This is a genomic window from Massilia sp. W12, from assembly GCF_037300705.1.
Lineage (GTDB): Bacteria > Pseudomonadota > Gammaproteobacteria > Burkholderiales > Burkholderiaceae_D > JACPVY01.
Genome location: NZ_CP147776.1, coordinates 2065808 through 2080866, shown reverse-complemented (window position 1 = coordinate 2080866; position 15059 = coordinate 2065808). Strand labels below are relative to the sequence as shown.

Genomic DNA, 15059 nt, shown 5'->3' with positions numbered 1-15059 from the left:
AAGATGAACAGCGCGTTTGAATGTCAGACCCAGGATCAATCAGGCAGTGAATTAAGCTTGCCCAATCAGTTATGTTTGTGTGTTTTTAAAAACATGGGGGGAGTTACACAAACGGCGGCGCGCATACCGGGGTGTGGGGTAATTTGCGCCTTTGATGTATGGGATTGATCAGAATTTTCCAGCACGCGGAAAAATTCCTGTTGAAACAAACCTCCAGCCGGCGTCACTGCGGCAGAGCGCCAGACAAAACTTCCAAATACAACGTCCTTCAAGGTGATATCAGTGCTGAAATGCCAGACCTCCTGCAACGAATGGTTGTAATGCAAGCAGTTGCGACACCATTGGCAATTCCACCAATGCATATTCACATGCGCACATACTCTTGCAGCGTGATAAAAAACCAATGTAAGCAATGCTCCGCCATCCCGGCAATTATCCGGACGATTGAGCGGAATTATGAAAAAACATCCACCACTTGATTCTGCGCCTCAGCTCCGGCATGCAGTTCAAGCCAGCTATGCAATAAGCATAGCTATATATCATCAATACAGCGAAATCAAATAAAACCTGCAAGCAAACTGATCACACTTTATCCCGCGCGGCGAAGCGGCCTGTATTTTGCAAATATTGCCAATAAATATCTCAAGCGCGCAGCAGATTATGGCAGGCGATCAATATACGCCAGCCAGGCAGCGGGAATAAAAATACAGCATATTACAAGCAGCATGCCAAACTGCACAATGCCAATCAACCCACATCCTGCGCACAATACGCAATGATAAGCATTGCAAAACCAATCAAGCGCTGCGCTTTTCAAACACCATGCTTAACCATGCAGCGGGACAAATGCCATTCCCATACCAAAAAGAGCAAAAGCAAGCCCATTTTGCATCAATATATGCAAACAAGGCGCAGAAAGATAGCAACGACGAATCGCCGTTTCCTCTGGCTGCAATTTTGAATTGTCTTTTTGGCACAAGCAATTTCTTGCCCGTGGAGAAATAAGCTGCCCGTTGCAAAAATGCAAGTCAGTAGAATTCCTTGTCAAATGAATTTTTCCAACATACAGCGGCGCAGAATTATAGACGGCTTCATCACTCAAGCATATTCCACTCCCGACTGCTCCAAGCCGGGCGCACAACAGCTATCAGTGAAACCATATTACAACTCATTGATCCATATCAAAAAGACATGGCTATTTCATGGGGTTTTTATCAGACCGGGATAAACCAAGCCGCTTATAACGCCACACTATCTGCATACTGAGGCAATACAGCGGTGATGATACACGGAAGCATGACGGCAAGAACTCCGCATTATCCACAATTGATGTCGCTTGGCGCTCCATTGCAGTTGGCTATTTTAACATCGATGCCATTCATGCAACAACGACAAGCAGACGCTGCCTACTTCCCGAGCAAACGTCCGGATATTTTTGCTGCATCTTGCGCCTTTATATTTATTGCAACCAAGCTTCTCAAGAGCAACATTGCTTGCACTGAAGAATCTTGTTCAGCACAACAGTTGCCATAATAACGTCAAATTTTCACCAGTGCAAGACTTTGGCATGGCAATATATTATGCTTAAATGGCAAATTGCAGAAGTTAACAGGTACGAGTCATCCATATAATGCACATAAGCGATATGAATATACCAATTAAGACAATATTAATATTTTAGTCAAATTCTGAATTCACCGCCGCAAAAACAGTGTTTTTTCAGCAATATATTGTCTAAAAAACAGTCAGCATCCTTGGCTCTGTTTTGTTGAAAAGCACTTGCCATAAACGTGGCGCAGCGTAATTCAAGCGGAATAGCGTTTGACATGCCATCCGCCCGGCGCAGCAGACTGCGCCATCAAAAATGCTTTATTCCCCGCCATCCTCTTTTTTCTCGCCGCCGCCAAACAAATCGTCCAAGGCGGCGCGCTGTGCGGATGAGGCCGGGCGGGCGGGGCCGCGTTTGGCGGGGAATTCTTCTTCAATATTGTCGCGGTAAAAACTCCAGGCCACGCCGCTGTTGGAAAAGCGCCGCCACAAATCCAGGCCGACGCCGCTGTATTCCAAGGCTGTGCCGTTTTCCAATTCCACCCGCAATATGCGCTGACCTTGGTCGTAGCCGATTGCGCGTAATTTGCCTGAGTTGATTTTTTTCATTTCCATTGCAGTGTCCCTATTTAATGAATGTCTGCGGCATTGTGGCATATTTGACGGCGGCTGCAGGCCTGTTCTTTTACGTATGGCCGGCTGTGCGCTGGCTTGAGCCAATTTGCGCAGCTATTCCATCTGCTCCACCACCAGCTCGCGGCTGTCAGCCATCCCGTTTTCATCCAGCACCCGCAAAATATAGCGCCCGGCTTGCGGCGGCGTCCATGCCAGACTGGCCCCGGCCTTGCTGCGTCCGAGCAAGGCGGCGTCGGCAAACCACAGCAGTTCTGTCCCGGGACTGGCTTCGGCGCGCAGTTGCAGCGGCGCATTGCTTTGCCGGCTGCGCAAAATATGACTGACGCCGCGTATCGGGCTGGTGATTTCCGGCGCCACGGCGGGTGTGGCGGCGCTGTTTTGACAGGGACTGGCCGGCGCGGCGGCGGCGCGCAGCGGCAAGCCGGCGTCACGATACACCTTGGCCATTTCCGTGCCCCAGTTTTCCAGCAGCACGCTGCGGGTATGCGCCGAGGGAGCGCATACCTGCTGCCCGCTGCGCATATCGAGCAAGACGCGGCGGTGCAAACGGCTTTGCTGCATGGGCGAAACGCCGGCGATGCTCCACACTTCGCTGGTGGCTGGACAGTCTTGATCCGGCAAATCGCCGCTGGCGCTGCACACCCTGATTTTTTGCAGACGCGGCGGCAGGCTGAAGGCTTGCTCGCCGGAATCGAGTTTTTCCGCACGCAGCGCGTCCACCATGCGCAAAAACAGGGGCGCGGCCGCCTCCACCCCGATCAGGGCCGGATTGGGCGTATTATCAAAATTGCCGACCCACACCACCAGCACATAGCGCCCGAAAACGCCCGCCGTCCAGGCGTCATGAAAGCCCCAGGAGGTGCCGGTTTTCCAGGCAATCGCCGGGCGCGCCGGCGCAAAACTGTCCGGGCGCGGGGTTTGCCGCAGCATATCGAGCACGATATACGCCGCTTCCGCTGACAGCAAGGGCAAAGCCTGCGCCCTGTCCCCACCATCTTGCAAATAACGCAGCGCTTGCCAGCGGCCCTGGTTGTACAACATGGCGTACAAGCCGGCCAATTCCTCCATGCTCAGATCGCCGCCGCCCAGCGCCAGCGCGAGGCCGTAATGCGCTTCGCTTTGCATATTCCGCACCCCGGCCATGCGCAGAAACTGATACAGACCGGGTTGCTGCAAGCGCGCCGCCAGCGCCACCGCCGGCACATTGCGGCTGCGGATCAGGGCTTGCCCGGCGGGCAGCGGGCCGGCGTAGCGGCCATCAAAATTTTCCGGCGCGAATGCGCCGAAATGGCGCGGCGCGTCTTTCAATACGCTGCCGGCATGAATGATGCCCTGATCCAGCGCCAGCCCATAAATAAAAGGCTTTAAGGTGGAGCCGGGCGAGCGTTTCGCCAACACGCCATTCACCTGCCCTTCGATATGCGGGTCGAACCAGTCATTTGAGCCGACCAGCGCTTGCACTTGCATCGTGGCGGCGTCAAGCAAAAGCGCGCTGGCGTTGCGCAAACCGTCGCTGCGGCGGCTTTTCAGATACTCGCGCATGATGCGCTCCAACAAGGCTTGGCGCTGCGGCTGTATGGTGCTGTGCAAAACGCGTCCCGGATTGCCGCGCAACAGCATATCGCTCAGATGCGGGGCCAGAAAAGGCAGGCTGTTGCGGCGCGCGAATGGCAATTCCAGGCTGGCCGGCGTGAGCCAGGCGGCATCTTGCGGATGAAGGCTGCGCCAGCGCTGCGCCAGCCGTTGGCGCGCCTGTTGCAGCGCCGGATTGCTTTGCCTTTGCGCTTGCCCCTGGCGTTTATTCGGATTTTGTGGAATCACCGCCAGATTCAGCGCTTGCGCCAGATTCAAGGCATGCGCCGGCGTATTCCAGTAAATCAGCGCCGCCGCCGCCACCCCTTCCACATTGCCGCCATAGGGCGCACTGTTGAGATAAGCTTCCAGAATCTCGCGCTTGGCATAGCGCGCCTCCAGCCACAAAGCCGCGCCGATTTGCCACAGCTTGCCGTGCAGGCTGCGGCTGTCGATGCCATACAGACGGCGCGCCAATTGCATGCTGATGGTGGACGCCCCCATGCGCCGCCCGCCGCTGACGCTGCTATAGGCTGCGCGCGCCAGGGCGAGCGGATTGACGCCGGGATGCCAGTCAAACCAGCGGTCTTCATACAGCAAGACCGCTTCGCGCACGGATGGCGCAATCTGCGGCAACGGCGTCCAGAGCCGGTATTGGCCATCTGCCGCCAGACTCAGGCGCAATAAACGGCCATCGGCGGCCAACACGCTGCGCGAAGAGGCGAAATGGTCAGCCAGCGGCGCATGCGGCCACAGACGCAAGCCGGCCAGGCTCAGCACAAACAGCGCAAAAACCAGTATCGCGCGCCGGTATGGCCGCACGCGCGGCGCCGGCGGACGGCGGCGCGCAGTCAAACGCGCCGCGCCATACATGCCGGCGCGCCATGCCGCCTGCATGCTGCGGCGCAGACGGCTGTGCGCACTCATTTGGCCTTGACCTCAAAGCTGTCGGCGGCGGAGCGGCCAAAAATGCGCCGTTCATACATCGCCTCGCCATACGCGGGCGGAACCACAAATTTACCGGCGTTGGCGGCCCGCGCTTTGTAGCTGATTTCGGTCATCGTTGTGCTGACATCGCCATACAAAATCACCCGGTCTTCGCGTATGTCGGCATAGTGAATATTCCAGGCGTTTTTACTCTGTCCCAGGCGCTGGCGCCAGAGCGGCGTTGCGGGGTCGGCGTCGTCCGCCGGCGTATTCAAGACCGGCTCTAAGCCGCCGGGCAGTAAATCGACCAGCGCGACCTGGGGCAGATATTTCCGGGTGGCGCGCAGGCGCAAGCGCACCGTCACTTCCTGGCCGATTTCGGCTTGATTAATGCGATTGCCTTTTTCATCCAGATATTCATGCATGATTTCCAGGCCGGAATGAATCGCTTCTTGCGGCGCTGCGCTCTCGTAGCCGGATTCGCTCCAGGCGTAAAACATGGGCAAATCGCCGCCATTTTGCAGGCGCAATTTTTTGCTTTGCGCCGGTACCGCGAGCGCAAACAGGCTGAGCTGTTTCGGTATATCCAGCACGCTGGCGACGCCGCGCGCATCGACCGCGCTCACTCCCAGCTTGCCGCTGGCGGAAGTCTGGGCCGCTTGCGACATCGCATCAATCGCCAGCATCAGCGCCGCTGAACTGTGGGTTTGGTAATAGCCATCCTGGATCTTGCGACTCATCGCGTCCCAGAACTGGGGCGGCGCCTCTTTGATGCGTTGCGGGAAATGCTTGCCGATGATGGCCACTGTCATACTGCTGTTAATCATGGGGTCGGCATAATATTCCCAATACCAGTTTTTCTTTTCGTCGGCAGATTCTTGCAAACCATCCAAAGCCGGTTTCAGCAAGTCGAGTGCGGCGGCGTCCTGTTTTTGGATTTGCAAGGCGGCGGCCAGATACACCGCGCCGAGATCGCGCGTGATCTGCAGACGCCGGGCGCTGTCTTTTTCCTGCTTGATCAAGTGCGCATGGGTCTGGCGCAAATTCATCAAGGCGGCCTGCACATTCACGCCCTGCCGCGTCAGCAGATAGGCGGCGTAAGTTTGCATGCGCCAATGCGCTTTATCGCTGCGGCTGTTGGCCAGATCGCGCAGCAGCCAGGCATTGCTTTTTTGCAGCAGATCATTGGCTGTGGCGATGCCGCGCTCTTTTGCTTCCAGCGCCAGATGGGTGACATAGGCGGTGGCGAATAAATCCGGCTGCGCGCCCGGCCACATGCCAATCCCGCCATCCGCGCTCTGGCGCGCGCGCACCTGTCCCAACCAGCGCTCGACGGTCTTTTTCGGCTCTATCGTCTGGCCTTTGCTGTATTGCTGCAATTGCTTGAGCAAATCGGCGCGCGCGCCAAGCAAAATCGCCGGCGCCGCCTGGCTGCTGATCTGCTCCGTGCAGCCATAAGGATAGGCGTTAAGGTATTGCAGCAGAGCGGAGCTGATGGCCCAGGGCGTGCTGGAAATCGCGATTTCACTGCTGTGCAGGGTGGCGTAGAAGTTGCCCTGCGCGGCAATCTCACCGCTGCCTTTAAAGCGCCCGCTTTGCACCAGCGTCACATGCGCAGAGGCGGGACGCACTGAAATTTCGCTGGCATGGCGCGCTTTGGCCCCTTTTAGTTGGGCCGAAAACACCAGCGCAGCCGAACCCAGGCGGGCTTGCGCCCCGGCGCGCGCTTTGACGATGAATTTTGTGCTGGCTTCACCCGCTTCATTCACCTTGATTGTTTGCTGCGCCGCGCCTACCACCTCAAGCCCTGGCGCGACCTGCAAGTTCAGCAGCACCGGCGCTTGTTTGCCGCTGCCGGCCAGATTGTTGGAGACGCCCACGCCGACCTCAACCTGATCGCCCGGACTTAAGGCCAGCGGCGCATTCGGCTGCAAGATCAAATCGCCGCGCACCAGGCTGGTGCTGGCGGCTGAGGCCACCGTGTCATCATTCACCACCACCGCCATCACGCGCAAGGCGCCATTGAAATAGTCCGGCACGGTATAGCTCAATTCCTTGCTGCCGGCGACATCGATCAAGCCTGACCAGAACACCACCGGCTTATCGGTTTTGCGCTTAAAAGGATTCAAATGCTTGCCCAAAGCGCCTTCGGCGTCGCCGCCGGGCGCTGCCGCCGCCATCAATTTCTTAAATTCAGGCAAGATCAAATCCAGCGATTGATTGGTGCTGACTTCCAGTGCGCGCTTTTGGAAAAAGAACTTCAAAGGATCTGGCGTTTGATAGCGCGCCACCTGCAAAATCCCCTCATCCACCGCAAATACAAAGGCCCGTCCCGGCTGCTTGAGTTCCAGCCTGATTTTAACGTTCTGTCCCGGCTGCAGTTTTTCTGTGGAACTGAGCTTGATGCTGTTGCTGCGGCGCGCCAGATTGACGGCAAATGGCGCCACGCCATAACTCAGTGGACTCATATAGATTTCATCGGAAGCCAAATCGCGCGCGAATTGCACCGAAACATAGCCATTGCCGTCAAAATCTTTCGGCAGTGTGATTTTTTGCAGCGAGGCGCTGGTGTCCGCGCTGAACCATTTATGCGCATACACTTTGTCGCGTTCAATCGTGATCAAGCCCATGCCTTTGTAGGGCGCACGCAGGCTGATTTCAATTTCTTCGCCGGGGTTGTAATCCTTTTTGTTCAAGCTCAGTTGCAGCTCGGCATTGCGGTCGAGTTCGCGCGCCACATTCGCCTCCCCCGCCACGCTGTATAAGACGCGCGCCAATTCCAGCCCGGCCTGATCCCGGATCACATACGCGAAATTGCCCGGGGTGTGACTGGCCAGAATGTGTTTGGCGCCGTCAGCAGCTAGCGCAAACGGCGTCTCACTCAGCACTTTCTCACTGGCGCGCGACTCATATTTGAGCGTGCCATTGCTTTGCTTGACCAGCACCGATAAGACATTGCGTTCGATGCGCTGCAGACGTAAATCTTTGGCCGCCACTTTTTGCAAATTGGCTTTCAGCGCCAGCCAGGACAAATTGCGCACCGCATTCCGTTTGACATAGCTCAAATCGCCATCCGCCTTCCAGCCCAGCATGAAGGGGCGCTCAGAAACCAGGGTTGCGACTTCGGCGGCGACGCTGCGCCCGCCTTCCGGCTCAAACGCTTTGACCAAGGCATGCAAACGGTACACCGCACCCTCATATTGCTGCAGCGGCAGTTCGATTTGCGCATTGCCGTCCTGATCGGTTTTGGTCTCGGCCAGATCTTCCTGGCGCTGCTCTTTTTTGCGGCCTGGATCGGTAAAGGTGTATTCCGGGAATTTGTCAAATGCAGGCCAGGCCGGGGTCAAGGTCAGTTTGCCGCTGACGCGGCGGTTCTGTCCCGGCGCGCCGAACAGATTTTGCACATTGATCAACAGCTTAAGGTCTTGCGGGCTGATCCAGCCCTGCTCTGCCGATTTCGACAAACGCAGCGCCAGCTTGCTGCGATCGGGCATGAATTCCTGCACTTTGACCGTGACGCTGCCCAATTGCAGGGCATTGCTGTCAGGCGCTGCCGGGTCCGCACTGCCATTGTCATGCGCCAGATTCAATTTGATGGTGTAGTTGCCGGTAGGCGAACTGTCTTGAGTGGCGTAGGAAAATTCCGCCATGCCGCCCGCGCCGAGTTTGAATTTTTGTTTTTTCACAGTCAGGCCGCGCGCATCAATCACTTCCGCCTCAACCGGCAAATCGTTCAATTTCTGGTTCCAGCCGGCGGCTTTGGCGATGATGCCGATATGCATTGTGTCGCCGGGACGGTACATGCCGCGATCAGAAAACAGCATGGCCTGGATTTGATTCGGCAAGGCCGCCATTTGCACGCCGCCGACATCAAAGCGCGATAAATCCAAATTCCGTTGATTGCCGCCCAGCGGCAGAAAACTCAAATCGCCGCCTTTTTTGGCGACCAGCACAGCCGGCGCTTTTTCGCGCTTAAAACCTTCGGTAGAAGGCAGGCGCACATGCCCCTGGGCATTGCTTTGCTGGCTTTGCAACACCTGACCGTTTCTGCCCCAGACTTCAATCTGCGCGCCGGCCACCGGCTGCCCGCTTTGAATCGATTGCACAAACACATCCTGGCTGCCATCGGCGGCGCGCTTGGCCAGCAGCGCCATATCCGTCACCAGCACCAGGCGGCGGTCGCGCATGCGCGCCCAATTGATTTGCTCTTCATCTTGCGCGCCGTCCTCGCCGCCGTGCTCGCCGCTGTCCGCTTCGTGCGGCTGCAGCGCAAAATCGGGCTGCAAATAAGCCGCTTGATCAGGCTTGGCCGCCGGGTCATAGCCTTGCACGGTTAGCAAAAACACGCCGCGCCTGTCTTTTTCATCGCTATGCAGATATTGTGAAAAATCCACACTTTCATAACGGGTTTTGCCGCGCTTTTTGGCGAAGGTGAAATCTTTCACAAAGCGCTCGCTCAAGCTGTCCTGATTCATACCGTGATAAAACTCGGGCTTGCTCATATCGCCCTGACTCAACGCAACCAGATGTTGCAATTGCTGCGGCAGCAAACGCCCGATTTCGACCCGCACCGCCGGCAAATCGCGCACCAGCAAGGGCAATTTTTTATCGCCTGACAGCGCCATCAAGGAACCACGGCTCATAATCGCCAATTCCGGGGCGGAATGTTTGATGCGCAAAATGTCTTTGCGCTCCTGTCCCAATTGATAGCCGCCAAGCGACTTCAAGCCTTTTTGCACACGGATAAACACCTGGCGGCCGGCTTCTGCCTGGAATTTGAAACGGTGGGTTTGCCCGTTATCCCGCTCTGCCGGCAACAGCTCCAATTTCAGCGCGCCGCCAGCTTTCAAATCCTCCTCGCGCACGGCATCGACATCGCTCCAGGCTTCATCCTGTTTGCCGCGCTCCGGCAGCAGCCAGGCTTGCAGCGCGCGCTTGATTTCTTTTTCATGCACCGCCATGCCCGCCGTGATCAATAAAACGTTTTCCGGCTCGCCCAGATTATTGCTGACCACGGCATACTTGACCTCGCTGATATCCAGGCTGTACAAGCCGGGGATTTGCACGGCTTTGCTGATTTTTTCCTCAATCCGGTTGCCGCCGCGCGCCGCCTGCAGGCCGGCCTCAATCTGCAAATTCAGCGCCAGACTTTGCGCCGGAATTTTCAGCGCTTCAGAGTGAATCGCGGCGCGGGTTTTATATTTATCCCAAATCACATTGAATTTTCTGGCCGCGCCCGGATGCACAAACAAGGCGCTTTCGCTGCCGTCAAAACTGAGTTGCAGCTTTTTCTCAAGCGCCGCCGGCTCCACCGGATGGGAAAAATGCAGCTCGAACACCGCTTTGCGCAAGCTGTATTGCTCAGGATCTTGATAAAAACCGCCGTCTTGGGCCTGGATCACAAACCGTGGTGAATGAAAGCTGAGTTCGGGCGGGGTTTGAATATGCGGCGCCAGGGCTTTTGGGCCGAAGCTGACGCGATACGCGACATCGATGGGCCATTCCTGCTGTGGATGAAATTCCAGCTGTCTGGCGTCTTTCCAGATCCATTTGCCGGGCAAGGCGGGCGTGAGCTTCAGGTCGCCGCCTTCCGCGCCGGCAGCGCTCAATGGCGCAACGGACTGCGCGAATTGCAAAACCAGCGGACGCGGCTTGCTGTCATGCTCCAGATTCATCGCCGTCGGCGCGCTGATTTGAATCCCGCCTTGCAGCGCCTGCGCCTTGCCCGGACGGTCGGGACGCACATCGCGATAACGGTCAAACCATTCCTGCCAATCGGCTTTTTTCAGATGCGGCGCCGCCGCCAAGCCTGCGCCGCCGATGACAAACAGGGCCACCCAAGCCGCGCGCAGGGCGGCCCACTCGCCAGCGCGCTGCATACGAAGCGCCAGCCAGCCATGCCAGGGCGGCGCCTGCCAGCTGCCCAACAAGATGCGCACGAGCCAGGCAAAGGGCATGAGCAGGATGCGGCTGCACGCATAAAAAAAGCGCCAGGGCATGCGCACACAATTGGCGACTAAAGCATGTAATCTGTCCATCTTGCGCTTTCCAAGTTAGCGCGCCGGACTGCGGCGCAAAACAGCCTGCCTGATTCAAAAATTCAGCCGCCGGAGCGTGCGCTCTGACGCCCCGCTTACTGACGCCATGCTGCAGCTTGCGGCTGATGTGTTTGTATTATATGAAGCGACGCCGCGCCATCTGAATCAATGTGAGCATAGCGCTGCCCCTGTGTCTATAGCGGGCGCAAAACGGCGCCAGGATGGCGCCCTGTGAAGAAAGGTTCACGACAAAAAAACCACATCTGCCGCCCAAAGCGGCATGCGCCTTGCGTCTTGCGCAGCAGATTGCGCCATGCTTTGCAGAACCCGTGACTGTGCTGTGCATACTGCGCTGGTGATATCATGATGTTTTGCTTGAAAGGAAAATAATGAAAACCCTGCTTTGCACCTGCTTTGCCCTTGCCACCCTCTGTGTCAACGCAACGGCTTTTGCCGATGAACACAAACACGGGCAAAAGCACGGCCACAAGCACAAAATGGCTGAAGATGTCAAAGCCTTCCACCAAGTGCTTTCCCCCTTGTGGCATAGCGCCAAAGCAGAACGCGCCGGCAAAGCCTGCGCCCAAAGCGATGCGCTGCTCAACGCCGCCGCACAAATCAAGAGCCAGTCCGCAGAGCAACTCACGCAAGCCTTGCAAACCTTCAAAAGCACATGCCAGGACAAACCGGAGCAAGCTGATCAGGCATTTTCCAAAGCGCACGACGCCTTTCACCATCTGATCGGGCACTGATAAGCATGTTAGGCAAAATCATGGCGGCGCTGGGCCGCAAGTCGCCGCCCCCGGCCGCGCCGGCTGAGCCGGTTTTTCACCAGCCTTATGCGCAAGCGCATGTCAACGCGCACTACAATCTGCTGTTTTGCGATAACTATGCGCTGTTTGCTGAGCAGCCGCCGCAAGAAGACCACCCGCTTTGGCATGAATTGACCGCGCATGCGCCCAAACGCAGCATGCTCAACCAGATTGCGCAAGACGCGGCAGAAGATGGCCGGCTGCGCGCGCTGGCTTGCCACCGTTTGCGCGAGATCGGCGCGCCAACCCCGCGCAAACTCTTATTAGGCGTGATCGTCGAAGCGCAAATGCAACACGGGCTGGACGTGCTGGCCGCATTTGCTGACGGCGGCGTGCGCTATCTGAGCCAAAGCGGCAAAGTCTCGATTTTTGACGGCCCCGGCAATCCGCTCGAAGTGCAGGCCAAAGACCTGGTCGGCGCCGCGCAAACCCTGCTCAACAAACTTGGCCCCTGGCACAGGCCGCGTCTGGCCCCGCCGCCGCCGGGCAATATCCGCATCACCTTTGTGGTGTCCGACGGCCTGTATTTCGGCCAGGGCGCCTTCGCCACGCTGCAACAGGATGTGATTGCCGGGCCTATCCTGGCCAAAACCACCAAATTGCTGCAGCAAGTGGTGGAGCCTGAGAACTGAGCGCTGCGCCGGACTGCGCACAGGCGCAGCCTGGCAAGCCGGGCGCGAAATTGATTGATTTGAGTATGTTTGACCTCCTCCCCCTTGCGGCCAGGCGATGCGCTGGCCGCATCTGGCGCTTCGCGGCGCCGGCATGCCAGCTGTTTGTGAAAGGTTGTCCGCTATGATCCCGCACACAGCGCCGCGACTGTCCCTGTCTGCCAAATGCCAATATGGCGCGCTGATTTTTTTCCTGGCGCTGGCGGTATACAAAGTCCTCTTGCAAATTCACGGCGCGCATTTTGCCGAACTCACACAAGCCGCACAGGCGGTGTTTGAGCGCAAACCGCATTGGCTGGCGTATCAAAACCGCTTGCTGGGGCCGGCCCTGATCAAGCTGATCAGCTGTTTCGGGCTGGACTGGGGCGCCGCTTACAAGCTGTTTATATTCCTGATGTTGCAAGCGCAAAGCTTTGTTTTGTTTGCCCTGTTGCAAAAACAGACCGGGGCCGCTGCCGCACTGCGCTGGCTGGGCCTGTATCTGCTCGGATTTTTACTGCTGCAGCATTACTGGTTTTACCCCTGGGATTGCATCGACGCCCTGATCTTCACCCTGTTTGCGTATGGCGTGCTGCAAGCCAAGCCGATCGGTTTTTTCCTGGCCTTGTATGCGGTGGAAATCATCAACCGTGAAGCCGCCCTGTTCATCGCCTTATACATTGTGCTGGATGCATTCACCTTTGATCTGAGCACATTGCGCCTGCGGCTGGAATCGCGCACCCGCCTGCTGTGCGGCATCCTGCTCTTGATTGGCGGCGCCTTGTACACCAAATGGATACGCAGTTATTTATTCATCAGCACGATTAATGGCGGCGATGACAGCGCGCATCGCACGCTTGGCAATCATGTGTATTTCGTGGACAACCTGAAAAACCTGCTGTATCAGAATTTCACTTCGACCGATGTGCTCAACAGCGCTTTTGTGCTCGGCTCCTGCGCGTTTTTACTGGCGCGCTGCAAGCACTACAGCCAGGCCCAATTCAAAGGCATGCTGATTTATCTGGGCATCATGTTGAATATTCTGATTTTCGGCCTGGTCAATGAAAGTCGCATGTATATTGCGCTGTTGCCGCTGCTGCTGTTTTTCATGCTCTCCGCCAGCACGACGGATGCGCGTCCGGCCAAGGCGTAAAAAACCCCGTTTTCAGGCAGAGCGCCCAAAAACGGGGTTGAGGGACACTATTTATGCAGCCGGCTTGCAAGCTGCCGCATCGGCGCCGGGACTGGCAGGCAAAATCAGCCATTGGCCGCGCAGATTTTTGAAAATGCGCCGGTCGCAATGTTCCTGTAAGACCAGGGCGCGCTCAAATTGCTCCACCCCACCCTCTTGATAACGCACAGTTTTGAATTGCGCGCTGTCAGTAGTTTGGCTGGTGCGCCAGTGCGCCATCACAGCTTGCACCGATTGCAGATACAAACGCTGGCTTTCATCGAGCAATTTACGGCCTTCCTGCTCATTCCAAAACGCATTCATATCTTCTGCCGCAAACACCGGGGACACCACGCGCACCTGATTTTCCCACAGCAGCCGGCCCGCGCTTTGGATTTGCACCAGATTCGATAAGACCAGACTGCGCTTATCCTGCGTCAATGAAAACAGCGGACGCGACTCCATCACCAATTCATCTATGCCGGCCTGGGCCCCGCTGGCTAAGCGCAATTTGGCGGATGCGCCCGGCTGCTCCAGCGGCGCAGTCAAGCGCGCATAATTGAATTTATCCAATACCGGACGAAACGGCTGCAAGACCAGATTGGCCTCCTCACGCACCTTCTCTTTGCCGGCGTCAGAAATGCCTTTGACCAGCAAACCGCCAAGGATCAGACCGGCGATCCCGGTGGCGATATTCGGCGCCGTCACCTGCACATGTTCACCCTTGTTATTGCCATAATGGTCAAAGGTGACAATGCCATCAAAAGGAACCGTCCCTTCGCTGGGCAGGGACAACACCCATTTACCGCTGCTTAAAGCCTGCGCAGACGCTTGCGCCGGCGCGGCCGGCTGCGCTTGCGGTTCAGCGATGGTCGCCACTTCCCGCGCCTGCGCGACGCCATACGCGAGCAGTATGGCCACAGTCAGAAAACGCGCTGCCAGCATGATTTATTGCGCCAGCGGCATGCTCAGTTCGTCTTTGCTGATTTCCAGCGCCTGGTAATACGCATTGGTCAGACCGGGGTATTGCGGCGGCTCATCCCAGCTGCCCTGCGCAGCCTTCATCACGCTCAAAGGCTTGTACCATTGATAAGTATTGCTTTGCAAATCAAGCAGATAGCCCACGCCGCCAACGATGGCCTTGGGTTCCGCCACTGGCACATAGGCAGCAAAACCGCGCGAAAAACCGGCCAGCTTCAAATCCAGCATCACCAGTTTATCAATATTGTATTTCGCCTTTAAACTGCTGAAATCTTTGCGCGGCTGATTTTCATTGCCGGAGAAATCAGGCAGTTCTTTGAGGTCAATCGGCTGGGCGATATCCACCACATTCAAACCGCGCTTGCGCAGTTTATCCATGACTTGCGCCTTCACGCCTGCCAGCTCATCCACCTTCAAGGTCTTGGTATGCGCCGTCAGATTGGTGTGCATGACGCTGGCGGCGGCATAACACAACAGACAGTCAGCGCCGGGGAAATAGGTGTCAGGGGTCGGCAAGGCGGACATCGCCACACCAACGTTTTTACCAGGCGCCAATGCGTCCTTTTCCAATGCAATCGGGCCTTTCGGGCCAGTGGCGCAGGCGCTCAAAACCATGGCAATGGCGCTGATGGAAGCAAGGCGGGTAAAACTCATGTGGTTCTCCAATAATCAATAGTAAGGGATAAGCATTGCAGCGGTCAGGCGCGGGTTGCGTCAGATCACT

General features: G+C 56.9%; 11 protein-coding genes. 3 read left to right on the top strand and 8 right to left on the bottom strand.

What is annotated here, in order from left to right; translation table 11 throughout:
- Positions 1–65 precede the first annotated feature (65 nt).
- Both V8J88_RS08325 and V8J88_RS08320 read right to left on the bottom strand, forming a co-directional pair.
- Entirely contained in the window at positions 66–362 is a 297-nt protein-coding gene (locus V8J88_RS08325) for a hypothetical protein (protein WP_338848935.1), read from the bottom strand.
- Between the two features lie 464 nt (positions 363–826).
- On the bottom strand, positions 827–1102 hold the full coding sequence (locus V8J88_RS08320; RefSeq protein ID WP_338848934.1) for a hypothetical protein: 276 nt from the start codon (positions 1100–1102) through the stop codon (positions 827–829).
- A gap of 194 nt (positions 1103–1296) precedes the next feature.
- On the opposite strand from V8J88_RS08320, the gene V8J88_RS08315 reads away from it, so the two are divergent.
- Positions 1297–1533, top strand: coding sequence for a hypothetical protein (locus tag V8J88_RS08315; protein ID WP_338848933.1), 237 nt, complete (start codon positions 1297–1299; stop codon positions 1531–1533).
- 336 nt (positions 1534–1869) lie between these two features.
- On the opposite strand, the gene V8J88_RS08310 is transcribed toward V8J88_RS08315, so the two are convergent.
- From V8J88_RS08310 to V8J88_RS08295, 4 genes are all read right to left on the bottom strand, one after another.
- Entirely contained in the window at positions 1870–2157 is a 288-nt protein-coding gene (locus V8J88_RS08310) for a KTSC domain-containing protein (protein WP_338848932.1), read from the bottom strand.
- A 120-nt stretch (positions 2158–2277) separates the two neighbouring features.
- Positions 2278–4683 (bottom strand): penicillin-binding protein 1C, encoded by a 2406-nt coding sequence (gene pbpC / locus V8J88_RS08305; protein WP_338848931.1) that lies wholly within the window; start codon positions 4681–4683, stop codon positions 2278–2280.
- Positions 4680–10721 carry an alpha-2-macroglobulin gene (locus V8J88_RS08300; RefSeq protein WP_338848930.1) on the bottom strand — a complete coding sequence of 2014 codons (6042 nt, stop codon included), beginning with the start codon at positions 10719–10721 and terminating at the stop codon, positions 4680–4682. The genes pbpC and V8J88_RS08300 overlap by 4 nt, the downstream gene beginning before the upstream one ends.
- 194 nt (positions 10722–10915) lie before the next feature.
- The gene (locus V8J88_RS08295) at positions 10916–11458 is read right to left on the bottom strand and encodes a hypothetical protein (protein ID WP_338848929.1); all 543 of its coding nucleotides are present in this window, start codon (positions 11456–11458) and stop codon (positions 10916–10918) included.
- A 20-nt stretch (positions 11459–11478) separates the two neighbouring features.
- On the opposite strand from V8J88_RS08295, the gene V8J88_RS08290 reads away from it, so the two are divergent.
- Positions 11479–12165 carry a hypothetical protein gene (locus V8J88_RS08290; protein WP_338848928.1) on the top strand — a complete coding sequence of 229 codons (687 nt, stop codon included), beginning with the start codon at positions 11479–11481 and terminating at the stop codon, positions 12163–12165.
- Between the two features lie 163 nt (positions 12166–12328).
- Positions 12329–13336, top strand: coding sequence for a hypothetical protein (locus V8J88_RS08285; RefSeq protein WP_338848927.1), 1008 nt, complete (start codon positions 12329–12331; stop codon positions 13334–13336).
- Positions 13337–13387: 51 nt separating this feature from the next.
- Here V8J88_RS08285 and V8J88_RS08280 read toward each other — a convergent pair whose 3' ends face one another.
- Positions 13388–14299, bottom strand: coding sequence for a hypothetical protein (locus tag V8J88_RS08280; RefSeq protein ID WP_338848926.1), 912 nt, complete (start codon positions 14297–14299; stop codon positions 13388–13390).
- A gap of 3 nt (positions 14300–14302) precedes the next feature.
- Positions 14303–14989: a hypothetical protein gene (locus V8J88_RS08275; protein WP_338848925.1), complete on the bottom strand. Its 687-nt coding sequence runs from the start codon at positions 14987–14989 to the stop codon at positions 14303–14305.
- Positions 14990–15059 lie beyond the last annotated feature (70 nt).